The sequence below is a fragment of the Paenibacillus piri genome (genome assembly GCF_004354045.1).
GTDB classification, from domain to species: Bacteria; Bacillota; Bacilli; order Paenibacillales; family NBRC-103111; genus Paenibacillus_S; species Paenibacillus_S piri.
The window spans coordinates 127,241-144,463 of sequence record NZ_SMRT01000008.1 but is presented as its reverse complement, the minus strand read 5'-3'; the positions used below and the strand labels follow the sequence as shown (position 1 = coordinate 144,463).

The window sequence follows — 17,223 nt, the reverse complement described above, 5'->3', positions numbered from 1 at the left end:
TTTTCCTGGAATGACAGGAAGCTTCGGCCCCATTGAAAACTTTCACTCTCTATCATGATAAAAACAACCTAAGCAATTGGGCTTAGGCTGCTTCGATTATGACAGACCGGATTCGTTTCTGCAATATGGATGAATAGCTGAGACCGTGCCAATTTCATCCGTTTTTGACGAAGGTAATGTCCCTTACGCCTTCTTGGATGGAACGGTCCGGGCTTTGGAGGAGCTTGACCGATTGCCGGCACGGCTTGATGCCGCTTGCTTTCCGGCTTCAGTGCGGATAGACCGTTTCAAATTCAATGCCGCAGGGCCCTCCCGACGGGTTCGCTTCCAGATCGACCGGCGTGCCGTCCTTACGGAACAGCGGGCGATAATGCGTGCCGATGCGGACCGCCGATTGATTGGCGTAGTGACAAATGAACGCCCGGCGGAACCGGTCCTTCGTTTTATTGCGGTACGAGCCGTGGATCAGATTGCCGTTGAAAAAAAGCACATCCCCCTTCTCCATCACGACGGGAACCGCTTTCTGATCCTGCGGCGGCTTCACGTAGTGGACCGTGAACGATTCATTCGCATCCGCTTCGTCCGGGCAGACGATTTCATAATGATTCGTCTTCGGTACGACGAGAAGACTGCCGTTTTCTTCATCCGCAGGGTCGATGGCCGCCCATGCCGCGATGCAATTTCCCGGCTCCACCTTCAAGTAGAAATTATCCTGGTGGAGCGCCTGTCCGCGCGAGCCCGGAGGCTTATAATAAAACATGCTTTGCGCCGCCAGCGGCTCTTCCTGGAATAAATCCGCCAGCACCTCGATAATCGGCTCATGCAGCATATATTTTTTGGCCGTTTCATTAAAACGGTGCGGGTGCATCACGCGCGGATATCGTTTCAGCGGATCGTTCACCTCCGCATTCAGTTCCGGCTCGAAATGGCCGGGTACCGTCTGATTGCCGATTTCCTCAAAGGTTTGCTCGATTTCAGCCAAATCCCCCGGCGAAAACAGCCCTTTCACAATTAAATAACCTTCCGTTTCAAATTGCCGCATTTGCTCTTCCGACAGCCTGCCTAATCCGTTAGCCATACATGTTTCCTCCCCATCGCGAGTGGTATTGAAATGAATATTTCTTATGCCTTCAGTATACGGGGGACGCTTGGCGAAAAGTAGTAGCAATCATGCTAAATATTCACACAATCCTGCTGCTTGTTGGCGAATCGGATACGTTGAAGTATGATGGTTATAATGGATGCAGACAGACGCGGACAGCAAAAAACAAACCCGATTTGCGAAGCTGAGGAACATGACGAAACGTTCTGTTGAAGGAAATGCCGAATCAGCAGCGCATAGCAGGGATTCAGGAGAGGAAAAGGATGAATATTGACCGGGTATCCCAGTTTACCGGCCATTCGAACGGTACCGTGATCGCCGGACATTTTCATGAGCCGGACACGTATATGACCAAGCGGCTCCAGGGGATGGGCGATTGGCTCATTACGTATACGCTGGAGGGTGAAGGATACTTTATCACAGCAGGGACGGAACGAATATGCCGATCCGGGGACATCACGCTGCTAAAACCCGACACCCCCCATCAATACGGCACGCGGAAGGGTCAAAGCTGGCATTTTGTATGGGCGCATTTCTCCCCCCAGCTGATGGAAACCTCTTTGCTGCCGGTTGAGCCGCTGCTGATCCACTCACTGGAAAATGAATCCGCGCGGGACCGCATCTTCCAGGCATTCCGGCGCATATTGGCGGATTCGCGGGAACAAAGCGAGTATTGGCATGAGCTGTGTCTCAATGCGCTGCGCGAGATTTTAATTCTGATGGCGCAAAAAAACAGCCGGAAGCTGGATTCGCGCATCGAAGAAACGCTGCACCTGCTCTCGGAGCATATGCGCCGGCCTCTCACGATCGATGAGTTGGCGAAAACGGTCGGCCTCTCGCCTTCAAGGCTTTCTCATTTGTTCAAGGCCAGCACCGGCACCTCTATTGTCGATACGTTAAATCAAATGCGCATCCGTCAGGCCGCGCTGCTGCTCGAGCATACGGAGCTGAACGCGTCGGAAGTATGCGATCATGTCGGGTTTCAAAATTACAATCATTTCATCAATCAGTTTCGCAAGCGGTTCGGCGTTAGCCCGAGCGTTTATAAAAAACAGGCGCGCAATCCCGGGCGGCCGGGGACGTAGACGTGCGTCGGCCGGCGCATGGTCTTGATTGTTACTGGCGCGGCCGTATCGCCGCTTCGACTCTGCCGGAGAAAAATTACAAGACAATCCTACGAGAGGTGCACACCCATACGTCGGTGCGCGAGGAGGGACAGGTGTGGGGTTCCAGCCGTTGTTGAAGCCGTATTTCTTTTGATTAGAGCAGGCGGTGGAAATACGTCTTCAAAGACGGCCCGTAAACTTTCCACCCCACACCCGTTCCCTCCCTGGATCTACTCTGACAATTGTGTCACTTTCCTTTTTCCTTAAATGTTCCTCGCTCGCGGATCGCGAGACTTCACGGCCATAACGCCGCTTCGACGTCCCCTCTACCGGGTTCGATCCCATTCTCTCCTCAACGCAGAAAAACCGCCTAAACAGGCGGTTTTTCTTTACGGAGAGAGAGGGATTCGAACCCTCGCACCACTTACGCAGTCTAACCCCTTAGCAGAGGGTCCCCTTATAGCCACTTGGGTATCTCTCCAAAGACATGGCTCCCCGAACAGGACTCGAACCTGTGACAACTCGATTAACAGTCGAGTGCTCTACCAACTGAGCTATCAGGGAAAGACAAGTTATAATTTATCACGAATGCTGCTGCAAGTCAAGCTTCAGCAGCTTCAATTTCCCTCTGCAATTTCCGCAGGCATATTTCCGCGGATCGAGCTTTCTTTTGCGCAAATATTCGGTATTGCAGCTTGTGCACACAAGCTTGTACCGGTACGGCTCGCGGCGTTTCGCTGTGGGCAGCGACTTGCAGAAGCGCGTGCCTCCCACCCGCTGGAGCAGCGCTTTAAAATCGGCATCCCGGTGCTGATAGCCCCGTTTCGCCAGATGCAGATGATAATGGCAAAGCTCATGCTTAATGATTTTTTCCACATCGTCCGCGCCGAACTGCACATACTGCTGCCAGCTGATCTCAATATCATGCGACTTGGTGAAATATCTGCCGCCGGTTGAAGTAAGCCTGCGATTGAAACGGGCCTTATGAACAAAAGGACGCCCGAACGACGCTAACGAAATCCGCTCCACCCATTGCTGCAGCTGCTGGTCCTCCATTTGTAACCCACCCTCGGTGTTTCGTTTTCTCACTTGAATTGTAACCGCATCATAGGCTACACTGTCAAGTAGGTATTATTAATTGGATAAAATAACTTAACTTTCTTCCCTAAGCAGATAGTCAGAGAGGAGCACTACCATGCCCAAAATGAGATACGCCATCCTGCAGCATAATGATCACATCGAATTCGTTGAACTGCCTGCAACCCATACGTACCAGCTGACGGCCTTGAACCAGCGTTTGCATAAAGAGCTCGACAAACTGACTGCGGCCAACGTCCCTTCGCTGCCCAAGGTAATCGCCGAATGCGACGAACTGGATATCGTTCAGCCGCAGTACAAGCTGCACCACGGTCTCGATTATATTAACCAGCTGGAAAAAACGTTCTCCTCCATCAACGAACAAGCCTATCCGCTTGTGTCCCTGCTGACCGAAATCCGCGCGCTACAGGCACAGCTGGAGCAATGGTACGAGGAGGAAGAAGAACCGGCCAATTAGGACCTGCACCCAGAAGCCCACTAGACCATATCCTATACCATGTTTAACGGTTTAAAGCCCCGTGTTGAAACGGCAATCCGGATCAACGGCTGCGTCGCCTGCAACGAGCTTGCTTTCAGGCTGGTTTGGCGAAATGACCACGGTCGCTATTGACCGGAATGAAACCAAGCGCAGGCTCAATAGAACCTCCGCGCTTTCGCTCCAACGGAGTTAGGCTTTAAGCACGCACATCAGGATAGCGGGAAGGGGCTGGTTCATTTGCCACAATGGCTGTGCAATCAACTAATGCGCGCATTTTACAACAAAAACCACAGACAGGTCAGGCTGCTGAACGACTGTTGGTTTTTTTACCGGACGCGGCGGTGCGATACGGAGGATGCCTCGTCGTTTCAGCACCATTAGTATATGAAAGCTTCAGCTCTGAAAGTCCGATGAAAAAGTATCGGAAAAGGTCAAAAACAGCTGTGAGCCTGCCAGCAAGCAGCTTGCTATTCCGTACCGAAACTTGGCAAAAACAAAGCCCGGGAACGCGATTTACCAGCGCATCCCGGGCTCTTTTTTTGAATAGGCTCACATACTTTATCCGATTACGACTTTATCGGGTTAAGACCCCTACCTCTAAGGGGGCTTTGAATCAGGTGGGGTAGAGTCCCCATCTGATTCCCCGATGTTCAGCAAAGCTGAACGAGTTCACTTGGCCGTGAATGGCGCTTAACTGCTCCGCTTTACGGCTTTTTCATCGTCAAGCTGACACGTCCCTTTTTCAAGTCGACGCTCAGTACCCAGACCGTCACCGTATCGCCTACGGATACGACATCCTTCGGATGCTTCACGAACGTATCGCTCAATTGCGAAATATGGACGAGCCCGTCGTTCTTAATGCCGATGTCGACGAACGCTCCAAAATCAATAACATTGCGCACGGTCCCCTGCAGCTCCATCCCAGCCGTCAAATCCTCGATCCGCAGCACGTCTGTACGGAAAATCGGCGCAGGCAGCTCATCGCGCGGATCGCGTCCGGGGCGCTGCAGGCTGTCCAAAATATCGCGCAGCGTCGGCACTCCGATGCCAAGCTTCGTCGCCAGCTCGGCCGGCGCAACCTGCTGCAGCATGTCCTTCAGCTGCTGCGTGCCAACCTGCTTCAGCTCCAGCCTCAGCTCGCGGAACAGCTGGTCCACCGCATCATAGGACTCCGGATGGATCGGCGTGCTGTCGAGCGGGTTGCTGCCGTCGCTGATCCGCAGAAAGCCGGCACACTGCTCGTAGGCTTTGGCGCCGAGCCGCGGCACCTTTTGCAGCTGAGCCCGGCTTATAAACTTGCCGTTGTCCTCGCGGTACTTCACGATATTTTTGGCCAACGTGCTGTTAATGCCGGAAACGTAAGACAACAGCGACGGCGACGCGGTATTGACGTCGACCCCGACATGGTTGACCGCAGACTCGACGACGAAGGTCAAGCTCTCGTCGAGCCTTTTTTGCGTCACATCATGCTGGTACTGCCCGACGCCGATCGCCTTCGGCTCGATCTTCACCAGCTCGGCCAGCGGGTCCTGCAGACGCCGCGCAATCGAGATGGCGCTGCGCTCGGCCACATCCAGATCCGGGAACTCGCCCGCCGCCAGCTTGGAAGCCGAATACACACTCGCTCCGGCCTCGCTTACAATCAAATACTGCAGCTTGCGCTGCTTCATTTCGCTAATCAGCTCGGCGACAAACTGCTCGGTTTCCCGCGATGCCGTACCGTTGCCGATAACAATCAGCTCGACGCCGTAGGTGTCGATCAGGTTGCGGAACTTTGCCTTCGCTTCCGTCACTTTATTATTAGGCGGCGTCGGATACGTGACGGCGATTTCCAGCATTTTGCCGGTATCATCGACTACGGCGAGCTTGCAGCCTGTCCGGTATGCAGGGTCAACGCCGAGCACTACCTTGCCTTTGACTGGGGCCTGCAGCAGCAGATTGCGCAAATTTTCGGCAAATACTTCAATCGCCTTCTCTTCCGCCATCTCCGTCATCTCATTGCGCACCTCGCGATCGATGGATGGTGCAAGCAGACGCTTGTAGGCATCCTCGATGACAGCAGTCAACGTTTCCTTGACAACGGAAGGCCCCTTTATCAGCTGGCGCCCCATATACTCGTGAATGCGCTCCGTTTGCACGTCGAGCGTCACCTTCAGCACATCTTCCCGCTCGCCGCGGTTAATTGCGAGAATACGATGCGGCGGCAGCTTGCGGACCGGCTCCTGGTAGCTGTAATACATTTCATATACCGATTCCTGCTCGGCATCCTTCGCTTCCGTACGGACGATGCCTTGATCGTATGTATATTTGCGTACCCACGCCCGTACCTTGGCGTCATCCGCTATCTGCTCGGCCAATATGTCCATCGCGCCCTGTACGGCTTCCGCCGCGGTTGCCACGCCTTTATCCTCGCTCACGTATTTCGCTGCCTCGGCCTGCAGATCGCCCTGGCGCGGTTGGGACAATATCCAGACGGCCAGCGGCTCCAGTCCTTTCTCCTTGGCGGCGCTGGCGCGCGTCTTGCGCTTTTGCCGGTAGGGGCGGTACAGGTCTTCCAGCTCCTGCAGCTTCACCGACTGCTCAATCGAAGACTTCAGCTCAGCGGTCAGCTTGCCTTGCTCATCGATCAGCCGGATAACCTCCAGCTTCCGCGATTCGAGATTGCGCAAATAGGATAGACGCTCCTCGATATCCCGCAGCTGGTTTTCGTCCAGCTCTCCGGTCATTTCTTTACGGTAACGGGCAATAAACGGAATCGTATTCCCTTCATCCAGCAGCCCGACAGTCGTGCGCACCTTGCCGATCGCAAGCTGCAGCTCGGAAGCGATCTGCTTTTGAATGCGCTCCAGAATCGCCGCCTTCATTTCATCGGTAATATCTGTATGTATTTTTGTTTCTTCCAGCTGCAACACTTCTTCCTTCGACATCGTCATATATAGTAGCCTCCCCAAGGTTATCTTCATACAAGCTAGCTTGCGTTGCCCGGCCGATGAACATACAACCGTAACATTATGGCAAGTGGTGTAAGCGGACTTCGGTATTCGAGCGGACTGTATTGCGGAAATCAGGTGATTTACATAACCGCTGGCAGACGGATCCTGCCCAACTAATCTCTGCCTTTCCGCTACCTTGAATTGTACCCGCTCTGGCGGCTGAAATCCAATGCGAGGCCAAGATGCTGACCGTGCTTTTGGAACTCCCGACCTTTTGGCCTTCTGATTTACCGGGTTTCCAGCACTGCCCTGTTCCCGGCCGCCGCAGCTCCGCATATATGTGTCAGTGAGCAGCATAAACGGCTTTGCCGTCCTTATAGAACAGGCGGGTTTATCAAGGCTGCGCGAAGCAAAGAATAAACAAAAAAACGAGAAGCCTTGTACGCGGCCTCTCGCTTCAATCCATACCTGCATTAAAACTCAATCAGTCCCACGCTAATTTGCAAGGCATCGTCTACCTTACGCATCGTTTCTTCATCCAGGTGAGTGATTTTATCTGTGAGTCTCTGCTTATCGATCGTGCGGATTTGCTCAAGCAAAATAACAGAATCCCGGTCAAAGCCATGAGCCTCTGCGTCGATTTCCACATGTGTCGGCAGCTTCGCCTTTTGAATCTGTGCTGTAATCGCCGCTACGATAACGGTTGGACTAAAGCGGTTGCCGATATCATTTTGAATAATCAGAACAGGCCTGATGCCTCCCTGCTCCGATCCTACGACAGGTGAAAGATCTGCAAAAAAAACATCGCCACGTTTGACAATCACTTGTTACACCCCGCTTACTAAACGGTCCAGAGTGTTATCCGCTTCTTCCTCCGCCTGAAATGCCTCCGAGGCCATGTTTAAGTTGATTTTCGCCATTTCCATATATCCCCGCTGCATCGATTCTCTCAAGTGACGTTTTTTCCGTTCGACCAAGTAAAGCTTCATCGCTTGACGAATGAATTCGCTGCGGTTGGAATTTTCCTTTTCCACGATGCCGTCTACTTCCTGCAGCAAATGGTCCGGCAAACTGATCATGATCCGTTTCGTGTTATGTGCGTTGGACACCAAGCATGCACCCCCAAAAACATACAAACCGTATTACCATTATGGCGAATATACAGAAAAATTATACAAAATGAGTATATGCACCAAGTATAGCAAATATGTTATACCTTTTCTTTACTTGTTATGTCTCCATTCCATAGAAGTCCGTATTTATATATTCGTTGTCCGGACGGAAAATCCTTTTCGCTTCATCCAAAAAAACGGCTGGAAAATTCCGTCAGTCCGGCTGCGGAACGATACCCCGATGCTGCCGGATCAGCGGGTTAACTGTAGATACGACCGCGCCGTTACGGATATAGACACGGGGAACGCGATGCGAAATCATACACGTAATCTCATAATTGACTGTGCCGAGCCATGCCGCATGCTCTTCCGCCGTAATTCGATCATCACCCTGCGGGCCCAATATGACAACTTCTTCCTCGTGATGGAGATCCTCAACGCCTGTCACGTTCATCATACACTGATCCATACAAATTCGGCCGACGACAGGCACCCGAACCCCTTTTACCAAAACATGGGCTTTCCCGCTCAGCATTCGCGAAAAACCGTCCGCATACCCGATCGGCAGCGTTGCAATCGTTTCATCCCCTGATGTCCGGTAAATCGTCCCGTAGCTGATTCCGGAGCCTGGCGGCACCGTTTTGACCATAACGATTCCGGATTTGATGCTCAGCACCGGCTGCAGCTCAATCAATTGGTGATTGACCTCCTCGGAGGGGTACAGTCCGTACATGCTGATGCCGAGCCGCACCATATTGTACGTCAAATGAGGCGAATCGATCGCCGCGGCGCTGTTGCCCGCATGAACATAATCAAATTGTATGCCCTTCCTGCGAAAATATTGCACCACCCGGTCGAATCTTTCGTACTGCTCGATCGTATACGATTTATCCGTTTCATCCGCACAAGCGTAGTGGGTAAAAATGCCTTCCACATACAGTCCCGGAATATGCAGAGCTCTTTCAATCAGCTCAATCGCCTCGGCTTCCGTAGGCAGCCCCAACCGGTTCATCCCCGAGTCGATTTTCACATGAATGGATAGCGGCTTCTCTCTGTGCTCCAGCCGTTCAAAAGCATCCAATACTTCATGACTGTATACGTTCACTGTAATATCGTGCTCCCAGGCGGTCTCCAGCCCTTCAGGCGGAGTATAGCCCATTACTAGAATCGGAGCCGTAATGCCAGCCTGCCTTAATTCCAGACCTTCGTCCAAAAAAGCGACCGCGATGTATCCAACCCCACAGCTAAGCGCCTCCCGGCAAACCTCGACGGCCCCATGTCCGTACGCATCCGCTTTGACGACCGCCATCATCTTCACATGGTCGGGAAGCACGCGCCGGAATTGCTGCAGATTGGCTCGCAGCGCATCCAAAGAAATTTCCACTCTCGTTGGCCGAAAAAACGAATCCATAAGTCCACCTTCTCTATGACATCAGGGGAAGCCCCCCTGAACAAGGGAGCTTCCCCCTAACCGTGCCGTATAATTGTTAAGGAGTATGCATGCACGCGCGGTCCTCGCCTTTGAATACAATATTCATTTCCGGCGTCGGAGCGGTCCCGCAACAGTTCCAAAGCCCACGAATCCCGGGCGCTTTGTAGTGCTGCAAGGCGGTCATTGAACCCTTGCCCAGGCAGGAATCCTGCCTCCCCGCGAGCCCTTAGCTCAAAGCATGCTTCGTCCATCCTGATGTAAAAAGGATTTTACTCTAAAGCTTATGGTAATCGCATCGTCCCCGAGTGTCAATGAACAAAATATTGAACATCTAACTATCAGCGAAGCGTCAGTTTATCCGATCACGACTTTATCGGGTTAAGACCCCCACCTTTAAGGTGGGCCTTGAATCAGGTGGGGTAGAGTCCCCATCTGATTCCCCGATGTTCAGCAAAGCTGAACGAGTTCACTTATTTGCCCATCTCGCCTTGTACCGATTGGGCTACCGTAATCATTTCCGTCATGGGAAGATCGCCAGTCGATAGTCTGAACTCCACGCCGTCATACGTCCACGTTAGCGTTTTCTTCGCATCCCCGGTAATGACCGCCAACGTGTATCCAAGATCTACGATATCGCCGGGAAGGACGGATACCGTCTGTGTCTGCGGCTGCGATTCCACGAGCGTATAGTTGTATTTGCCGGAGTAGCGCAGCATGACCGCTTTCTCCTCGCCCAGCTTAATATCGGTAGCATCCTGCTTCTTGACGCCGCTCGGAATGTAATACGGTTCTATGACCCCGAACTGCTTCTGGGAAGCCTTCTGCTTGGCAGCCGTATCCGTCGAAGCTTTCGCCCCGCCTACAGGCGCCATCGTCGGCAGCGATTCCAGCTTCCAGCTTGTCATATTGCGCTGCATGTCGAATGAATCCTTGTCAAACTTTTTGCCGAATTCGAACTGGTTAAAGTCGACGACGACCATGACGTTCGCATTGGCGTCCGAAACCTCAACATGCTGCGGCGCATAATTCTTTTTATCGAGCCAAATTTTTTGCCGCGCCAACGAACCGTTCTGATAATTCGCCAGCACATCGAACACATACCCTTTTTCATCCGTCGTAAATTGTCGATCATTATCGAGCAAAATGCTTTGAACGAGCGACTGGTACAAATACACCTGGCCTTGATTCTCCGGCCAATCGCTCTGGAATCGGAAGCTCTTGTTCAAATGCGGCGTCAGCACGAACACCCCATCGTCATTGCGCAGCACGATTTGGGTAATATCTTTCTTGTCGTTTTTCAACGAAATCCGGTAATAATGCGGGTTCTGATACCACACGTCCACCTGATATTCCTGCGGTTCCTGCCCGGTGTGCAGGATCATCCGCCCGCTGCCCTGATAGCTGTCCAGCTTGTTTAACACCGTGTCCAAATCTTTCACTACCGATCTCGCGTCCTTCTTGCCGCAACCGGCCAACAGCAGGACCAAACACATCACAATGGCCATCACCCATGTGACTCGCCGCATTCCAATCCCCTCCACCCATAGTAAAAGCAACTTTGATAACATGTCTATGTGGGGACTTGGACAATTATGCAGACAAGGTTGGGGCTGCAAATAAAAACTCCTATAACCGGGTGGTTATAGGAGTTGGTGGTGAAGAACCGAATTTCGACGGGCTGAAGCTGGATGCGTTCATCAACTGGTGATAAAATATAGACTAACTAAATACAATAACACTATGACCTTTGTTCATTATAGGTATATTAAGCATGTTAAACAAGGAGTGGTTCCGTGAAAATAAGAAAAGCGATTATACCCGCTGCTGGTCTAGGAACAAGATTTCTGCCTGCGACGAAAGCGATGCCCAAGGAGATGCTGCCGATTGTCGATAAGCCTACAATCCAGTACATAGTTGAAGAAGCGGTTGCATCCGGAATCGAAGATATCATTATCGTGACGGGAAAAGGAAAACGGGCGATCGAAGACCATTTTGACAATTATGTTGAACTGGAACAAATTTTATTATCCAAAGGCAAGCTCGATTTATTAAACGAGGTCCAAAAGCCGTCCAACCTTGTCGATATTCATTACATCAGGCAAAAAGAACCAAAAGGGCTGGGGCACGCCGTTTGGTGCGCCCGAAAATTTATCGGCAACGAACCATTCGCCGTTCTCCTCGGCGACGATATCGTGCAAGCCGAACCTCCCTGCTTAAAACAAATGATTAACCTTTACAATACATATGACTCTTCGATCATTGGGGTCCAGCCGGTAGAACAACAAGAAGTATCGAGGTACGGAATTATTGACGGGCACCTTATTGACGAAAGATTATATGAGATCGATCAGCTCATCGAGAAACCGAAAGTCGAAGAAGCTCCTTCCAATATGGCGATTTTGGGAAGATATATTTTGACTCCGCAAATCTTTGATATTCTCGAGCATCTCGAGCTTGGGGCCAATGGCGAAATCCAGTTAACCGACGCGATCTCCAAGCTTAAAAGCACTGAAAAAGTGTATGCATACAACTTTATCGGCCAAAGATATGACGTCGGCGATAAGATGGGCTTTATTAAAACTACGATCGATTTCGCTTTGCAGCAGGATGATTTAAGGTATGAGCTGCTTGATTATCTCGATAATGTTCTTCGGGATGCATCGAATAGAAAAGCGAAATAATGCTGTAAAAACCCTTTAGAAGCAGGGCTAGTGTGTATGGCTCCTCCAGTAAGCCAATCGAAAACAAAGGGCTGTCCCACGGGGCAGCCCTTTCCGTTTAATATGCATTTTTATTTATGAAGCCGTTAATAATCGTTCTATAAATAATTTTAATATCGAACAAAAAGCTCCAGTTCTCGATATAAAAAATGTCGTGCTTGATGCGATCCTCTATTGAAGTATCCCCGCGCAGACCATTCGATTGAGCCCAGCCTGTAATCCCGGGACGAATGTGATGCTTCACCATATATTTCGGGATCTCTTCCTTAAACTGTTCGACGAAATACGGCCGTTCCGGGCGAGGCCCTACTACACTCATGTGGCCAAACAGCACATTAAAAAACTGCGGCAGTTCATCCAAACTGGTTTTACGCAGAAATGATCCCAACTTCGTCTTACGCGGATCATCCTCCGTCGTCCACTTCGTATCCGAATCCTCATCCGTCTGGACTTTCATCGACCGAAACTTATACATCATGAACGTGCGCCGGTTCAAGCCAACGCGTTCCTGTTTGAAAATAATCGGCCCTGGCGATGAAAGCTTTATGGCTATTGCTACGAGGAGCAATAATGGTGAAGTAATAAGAATGGCCGCGGATGCGAAACCGATATCGAACGCTCTTTTAAAGAAACGATTGCGAAACTCGTCTAACGGAATATCTCTGACATTAATCAAAGGAATGCCCGCGAAGTTGTCGAAATATGGTCTTGAAGGCAAATAATCATAAAAATCAGGAATAATAAGCGTCTTTACTCCGGCCTTCTCGCAAACATTGATGATTTTAGCGTATTTCTCATGGGCATGAAGCGGTAAAGCGATGATTACTTCATCGACCAGCATTTTCTCCAGAAAGACCGCCAGTTCATCTACTTTGCCAAGAATAGGTTTATAATTACTATCATGTTCATTTCCATGCTCGGTTTGGTAATCATCTAAAAATCCTAGCACCTCATATCCCAATTCCGGATAACGCTTCAGGTTTTTATAAAACCGTCTGCCCAAAGAACCGGCGCCTATGATGAGCAGGAACTGCTTGTTGTATCCTTTTTGTCTATAGTGTTTTAGACTAGCCTTTAAAACATATCGATAAAAACTAATAAATAATATATTATTGACTAAAAATAAAAGCAGGTAAGAACGAGATACATCAAGTTCCTTAAATACAAAGAGGAAGCTGAGTAATACTAGCACACTAATAAAATGAACTTGAACAATGGTAAAGAGTTCGTATGAAAATCGCTTCTTCCGTTTCGGAGTATAAAAATTAAAAAAATAACTTATTAAAATGGCAACAACACCATAAATGACGCTCCATAAAACATATCTGTGAAAACTTAACGGGTTGTCAAATGGAATCAGGCCGCTATCGAATTTGAGCCACCATGAAAAAAGAAAAACGAGCTGAATACAAATAAAATCAGTTACAGCATATATTTGCGATAGAAATCCATGGCTTTGTCTGACCAATTTTAACTCACCTCACAGATCCAAAACGATTTAACGCTACGGAAACCGCGAATTTCACGAATATTCCCAAGTATACAAAATAGTTTACCAAGAAGTTGTAGCGCGTTTGATAATGCTTCTTATGAAATAAATACATGGCTCGATGAAACTCATAAATAATTTTGAACGGTTTTCGTCTGCTGCTTGCACCCTTATGATGAACAATTTGCGTATAGGGATAATAATGAATGTTCCATCCGCCTTGTTTGATTCTATAGCACCAATCGATGTCTTCCCCGTACATAAAAAAATTCTCATCAAGCAGTCCTACTTGTTCGAATGCCTCTCTTCTCACCATCATGAATGCCCCTACCAAGCAATCGACCGGATAATCTTGATCCGGGTCTAAATGAGACAGCTGATATTGGTTTAGACGAGGCGAGTCGGGAAATAGTTTCGAAATTCCAAAAGCATAATAAAACGAAGCGGATGGCGTTGGGAATCCTCTTCTGCATGCTTTGTCCAAGGATCCGTCAGGAAGGACTACTTTGCAACCGGCAGCACCTATAGAACGATTGCTATCCATAAAAGCAATCATGGTTTCCAAGGTATCCTCCTGGACCTCTGTGTCAGAGTTCAATAATAAAATATATCGGCCCGTTGCTTTTCTGATGCCAATGTTATTACCTTTAGCAAATCCATAGTTTTCATCGTTTTTAATCAGCACCGTACTTGGAAAATTTTCATTTATCGTTTGTACAGATGCGTCAGCTGAGTTATTGTCAACTACTATTATTTCATACTTATAATGAGTATGAGAAGCATACACCGACTTTATTGCATTTATCGTTAGTTCACATGTGTTATAATTAAGTATAATAATACTTAGGTCCATGTACTTTGCCTCATATCTGGGGAGTAATTTATTCATAATTATAACATGAAACTAGTTATAAAGAACGATACTAATTTCAACTTTATTTGAAAAACATGTAAACTTCAGAAAATTCGACTTTGCGTGCTTGTTGAATGATCTTTCTTTTTTCAATCAATTTTTTAAAATGTTTAAAGAAATCAAGCCACGCGGTCAAAACCTTCGGTTCTTTTAACAAGAAAAAAATAAAGCTCATTCCTTCATATAAAATAATTGGCATACAGTGTTTAAATAAATAGGCTATACTCTCGTTTTTGATCATCATCATATAACGGTTAATATAGGAATGTTTTCTTATAAATAATGGGATATGACTCCTCGCGCCTTTTTTCCAGCCGCGATCATGATGGGCAATTGCATCCGAACAGTAATAAGCCTTCCATCCGTAAATCTGGCTTCGCCAAGCAATATCCACATCTTCCTTATAAGCAAAAAAATCCTCGTCAAAAAAACAGCCGTTTACACTTATATCTTCGACCATTGACCTTGAATAAAGCGCCGCGGCACCGGAAACACCAAAAACATAAATACTTATATCCCAATCTTCGCTATGACCACCCGCTCCCCGATCAAAAGCTCTGCGTGCTTTGTTTATGATAAGACCGGTACTGTCAACAATCGACGGGGACTGTTTAAATAGCAACTTCCCTGTAGCGCTTCCTATCGAAGGGTCATTCTTAAATTGCTTTATTAGATTAAAGACATAATCCGGATGCAACTTGACATCCGGATTTAGTATCAAATAATAATCACATTGGGATAAGCGAATCGCTTGGTTATGAGCCGCGGCAAATCCAACATTACTCTTGTTGGCAATATAAGTAATGCGGTCAATATAAGGGTTCAGCATCTCTTCGGTGCGGTCATTTGAGTTGTTATCAATAACGATAACCGAATCAATAGGATAACTTTGTGCCATAACAGCTTCCAAGCAATCTTGAATGTAGGGCTCGCTATTGTAGGTTACAATGTGAATACTTATTGAATTCATTATGAATCACCGTATTTTTGAAGAAATTCAGTTAATGCTTCACGCCATGGTCTAAGATCTTTGAAGCCATCTGCACGAATGGACAAATGATCCATCACCGAATTTTTTGGCCGCGGAGCAGGTCTTGGAAAATCTTCTGTCGTACAAGGCTGAACAGTTATCGCTATATTGCTTTCCTCAAAAATAGCCTTTGCAAAATCATACCAAGAGCAGCTACCGCTATTTGAGGCATGGTAAATGCCGTATTTTTCAGAATTTACTAATTCGAGTAAAAATTTCGCAAGATCTTCTGTAAATGTGGGCGAGCCGATTTGATCATTTACGACACTTAGCTTATCTCTCTCTTTCGAGATCTTTAACATGGTTTTAACAAAATTATTGCCATGCTGCCCATAAACCCAGGAGGTCCGAACAATGAAGTACTTGCTTGATAACGTTTGAATTAGATTTTCACCGGCTCGTTTAGACTTTCCATAAACACTTGTCGGATTCGTATTATCGTATTCTTTATATGGATTTGCTGAAGAGCCATCGAAGACATAATCCGTGCTAATGTAACAAATTTTACAGCCCATTTTTTCTGCTGCAACAGCTACATTTCTGGTTCCATAGGCATTGACCAAGTAAGCTTGATCCTCTTCACTTTCAGCTAAATCAACAGCCGTGTATGCTGCGCAATGTATTATCACATCGGGGCGATATTCTTGAATCATTTGCTGACAGTGATTGGGATCTGTAATATCTAGCTCATTTCTTCCAAATCCCAAAACTTCATGCTTTTCCCTAAATATATCAACAACATCGCGTCCTAATTGGCCGTATGCCCCAGTAACCAGTACTCTCATTTTAAACTCCTATCTAGTCGAGTATTGTTTTTCATAGTAATCTTGGTACTCACCCGACTGTATTCGCTGCCACCATTCTTTATTGTTCAAATACCATTGTATAGTCGCCTTAATACCCGAGTCAAAATGATACTTTGGTTCCCAACCTAATTCATTAACTATTTTTGTTGCATCAATACCGTATCTTCTATCATGCCCAAGTCGATCTTTCACATATTTAATTAACGATTTCGGCTTCCCTAATTCATCCAATATCGTTTCAACAATTTGATTGTTGGTTCTTTCGTTGTTCCCGCCAATATTATAAACTTCACCATTAACTCCATTATGCATAACCAGGTCAATAGCGCTGCAATGATCCTCAACAAATAACCAATCACGGATGTTCAATCCGTCCCCGTATATAGGAAGTGCTTTATTGTTAAGAGCATTGGATATCATCAATGGAATTAATTTCTCTGGAAACTGGTAAGGCCCGTAGTTATTTGAACAACGGGTAATGTTTACATTCATGCCGAAGGTTTCATGGTAAGCTCTTACCAATAAATCGCCACCGGCTTTGCTGGCTGAGTATGGACTGTTAGGTGCTAACGGCGTTAACTCCGTAAATAAACCTGTTTCTCCCAAGGTTCCATAAACTTCGTCTGTAGATACTTGAACAAACTTTTTAATATCATATTTGATAGCTGCATCCAGAAGCACCTGCGTTCCCATAACATTCGTCTTCACAAAAATTTGCGGATCTAAAATGCTGCGGTCGACATGCGATTCAGCTGCGAAATTAACAATTATGTCGACTCCTGTTGCTAAAATCGATTCAACTACAATGGGATCTGCTATATCGCCTTTAACAAAGGAGTATTTGCTGTTTTCTTGAATAGATTCAAGATTTTCTAAATTTCCAGCATAAGTTAACGCATCCAAATTGATGATGTCATAATTCGGATATTTGTTAAGCATATATAATACAAAATTACTGCCAATAAACCCGGCGCCGCCTGTTATAAGAACTTTCACAAGTAAAC

16 protein-coding genes and 2 tRNA genes are annotated in these 17,223 nt (G+C 47.7%); 4 read left to right on the top strand and 14 right to left on the bottom strand.

From position 1 onward, the window contains the following. Positions 1-268 precede the first annotated feature (268 nt). Positions 269-1,078, bottom strand: a complete 810-nt coding sequence (locus tag E1757_RS17720; RefSeq protein WP_133230465.1) for a phytanoyl-CoA dioxygenase family protein — start codon at positions 1,076-1,078, stop codon at positions 269-271. 287 nt (positions 1,079-1,365) lie between these two features. Between E1757_RS17720 and E1757_RS17715 the strand changes: the two genes are divergently transcribed. Then, positions 1,366-2,187 carry a helix-turn-helix domain-containing protein gene (locus E1757_RS17715; RefSeq protein WP_133230463.1) on the top strand — a complete coding sequence of 274 codons (822 nt, stop codon included), beginning with the start codon at positions 1,366-1,368 and terminating at the stop codon, positions 2,185-2,187. 413 nt (positions 2,188-2,600) lie between these two features. Here E1757_RS17715 and E1757_RS17710 read toward each other — a convergent pair. The 3 genes from E1757_RS17710 to E1757_RS17700 form a co-directional block, all read right to left on the bottom strand. After that, a tRNA-Ser gene (locus E1757_RS17710) sits at positions 2,601-2,689 on the bottom strand. A gap of 7 nt (positions 2,690-2,696) precedes the next feature. Continuing rightward, positions 2,697-2,772 (bottom strand) — tRNA-Asn (locus tag E1757_RS17705). An 18-nt stretch (positions 2,773-2,790) separates the two neighbouring features. After that, the gene (locus E1757_RS17700; RefSeq protein WP_133230461.1) at positions 2,791-3,264 is read right to left on the bottom strand and encodes a SprT family protein; all 474 of its coding nucleotides are present in this window, start codon (positions 3,262-3,264) and stop codon (positions 2,791-2,793) included. A 139-nt stretch (positions 3,265-3,403) separates the two neighbouring features. Between E1757_RS17700 and E1757_RS17695 the strand changes: the two genes are divergently transcribed. Next, positions 3,404-3,763: a hydrolase/acyltransferase gene (locus E1757_RS17695; protein WP_133230458.1), complete on the top strand. Its 360-nt coding sequence runs from the start codon at positions 3,404-3,406 to the stop codon at positions 3,761-3,763. A 258-nt stretch (positions 3,764-4,021) separates the two neighbouring features. Then, positions 4,022-4,165 (top strand): cortex morphogenetic protein CmpA, encoded by a 144-nt coding sequence (gene cmpA / locus E1757_RS17690; protein WP_133230456.1) that lies wholly within the window; start codon positions 4,022-4,024, stop codon positions 4,163-4,165. Positions 4,166-4,488: 323 nt separating this feature from the next. On the opposite strand, the gene E1757_RS17685 is transcribed toward cmpA, so the two are convergent. The 5 genes from E1757_RS17685 to E1757_RS17665 all read right to left on the bottom strand — a co-directional run bounded on the left by E1757_RS17685 (position 4,489) and on the right by E1757_RS17665 (position 10,787). Further along, positions 4,489-6,711, bottom strand: a complete 2,223-nt coding sequence (locus E1757_RS17685) for a Tex family protein (RefSeq protein ID WP_133230755.1) — start codon at positions 6,709-6,711, stop codon at positions 4,489-4,491. A gap of 479 nt (positions 6,712-7,190) precedes the next feature. Then, a complete protein-coding gene (locus E1757_RS17680) occupies positions 7,191-7,541 on the bottom strand; it encodes a type II toxin-antitoxin system PemK/MazF family toxin (protein ID WP_014649298.1) in 351 nt (116 codons plus the stop codon). A 3-nt stretch (positions 7,542-7,544) separates the two neighbouring features. Continuing rightward, entirely contained in the window at positions 7,545-7,826 is a 282-nt protein-coding gene (locus E1757_RS17675; RefSeq protein WP_133230454.1) for a CopG family ribbon-helix-helix protein, read from the bottom strand. 217 nt (positions 7,827-8,043) lie between these two features. Beyond that, entirely contained in the window at positions 8,044-9,240 is a 1,197-nt protein-coding gene (gene alr / locus E1757_RS17670; RefSeq protein ID WP_133230452.1) for an alanine racemase, read from the bottom strand. A 491-nt stretch (positions 9,241-9,731) separates the two neighbouring features. Then, positions 9,732-10,787 carry an outer membrane lipoprotein-sorting protein gene (locus tag E1757_RS17665; RefSeq protein WP_133230450.1) on the bottom strand — a complete coding sequence of 352 codons (1,056 nt, stop codon included), beginning with the start codon at positions 10,785-10,787 and terminating at the stop codon, positions 9,732-9,734. A gap of 267 nt (positions 10,788-11,054) precedes the next feature. Here E1757_RS17665 and galU point away from each other — a divergent pair, with 267 nt between their 5' ends. Next, the gene (gene galU, locus E1757_RS17660) at positions 11,055-11,942 is read left to right on the top strand and encodes a UTP--glucose-1-phosphate uridylyltransferase GalU (protein ID WP_133230448.1); all 888 of its coding nucleotides are present in this window, start codon (positions 11,055-11,057) and stop codon (positions 11,940-11,942) included. Positions 11,943-12,039: 97 nt separating this feature from the next. On the opposite strand, the gene E1757_RS17655 is transcribed toward galU, so the two are convergent. The 5 genes from E1757_RS17655 to rfbB form a co-directional block, all read right to left on the bottom strand. After that, positions 12,040-13,449, bottom strand: coding sequence for an undecaprenyl-phosphate glucose phosphotransferase (locus tag E1757_RS17655; RefSeq protein ID WP_133230446.1), 1,410 nt, complete (start codon positions 13,447-13,449; stop codon positions 12,040-12,042). A 7-nt stretch (positions 13,450-13,456) separates the two neighbouring features. Continuing rightward, complete coding sequence (locus E1757_RS17650; protein ID WP_133230444.1) at positions 13,457-14,323, bottom strand: glycosyltransferase family 2 protein; 867 nt, start codon at positions 14,321-14,323, stop codon at positions 13,457-13,459. An 82-nt stretch (positions 14,324-14,405) separates the two neighbouring features. Beyond that, a complete protein-coding gene (locus E1757_RS17645; RefSeq protein WP_133230442.1) occupies positions 14,406-15,353 on the bottom strand; it encodes a glycosyltransferase family 2 protein in 948 nt (315 codons plus the stop codon). Then, the gene (gene rfbD / locus E1757_RS17640; protein ID WP_133230440.1) at positions 15,353-16,198 is read right to left on the bottom strand and encodes a dTDP-4-dehydrorhamnose reductase; all 846 of its coding nucleotides are present in this window, start codon (positions 16,196-16,198) and stop codon (positions 15,353-15,355) included. Before rfbD ends, E1757_RS17645 begins: the two co-directional genes overlap by 1 nt. Before the next feature lie 9 nt (positions 16,199-16,207). Next, positions 16,208-17,215: a dTDP-glucose 4,6-dehydratase gene (rfbB, locus tag E1757_RS17635; protein ID WP_133230438.1), complete on the bottom strand. Its 1,008-nt coding sequence runs from the start codon at positions 17,213-17,215 to the stop codon at positions 16,208-16,210. Positions 17,216-17,223 lie beyond the last annotated feature (8 nt).

Excerpts from the sequence above, each read along its gene's own strand:
- E1757_RS17720 (WP_133230465.1), bottom strand. The coding sequence starts at position 1,078 with ATGGCTAACGGATTAGGCAGGCTGTCGGAAGAGCAAATGCGGCAATTT.
- E1757_RS17715 (WP_133230463.1), top strand. The coding sequence starts at position 1,366 with ATGAATATTGACCGGGTATCCCAGTTTACCGGCCATTCGAACGGTACC.
- E1757_RS17700 (WP_133230461.1), bottom strand. The coding sequence starts at position 3,264 with ATGGAGGACCAGCAGCTGCAGCAATGGGTGGAGCGGATTTCGTTAGCG.
- E1757_RS17695 (WP_133230458.1), top strand. The coding sequence starts at position 3,404 with ATGCCCAAAATGAGATACGCCATCCTGCAGCATAATGATCACATCGAA.
- E1757_RS17685 (WP_133230755.1), bottom strand. The coding sequence starts at position 6,711 with ATGTCGAAGGAAGAAGTGTTGCAGCTGGAAGAAACAAAAATACATACA.
- alr (WP_133230452.1), bottom strand. The coding sequence starts at position 9,240 with ATGGATTCGTTTTTTCGGCCAACGAGAGTGGAAATTTCTTTGGATGCG.
- E1757_RS17665 (WP_133230450.1), bottom strand. The coding sequence starts at position 10,787 with ATGCGGCGAGTCACATGGGTGATGGCCATTGTGATGTGTTTGGTCCTG.
- E1757_RS17650 (WP_133230444.1), bottom strand. The coding sequence starts at position 14,323 with ATGGACCTAAGTATTATTATACTTAATTATAACACATGTGAACTAACG.
- E1757_RS17645 (WP_133230442.1), bottom strand. The coding sequence starts at position 15,353 with ATGAATTCAATAAGTATTCACATTGTAACCTACAATAGCGAGCCCTAC.
- rfbD (WP_133230440.1), bottom strand. The coding sequence starts at position 16,198 with ATGAGAGTACTGGTTACTGGGGCATACGGCCAATTAGGACGCGATGTT.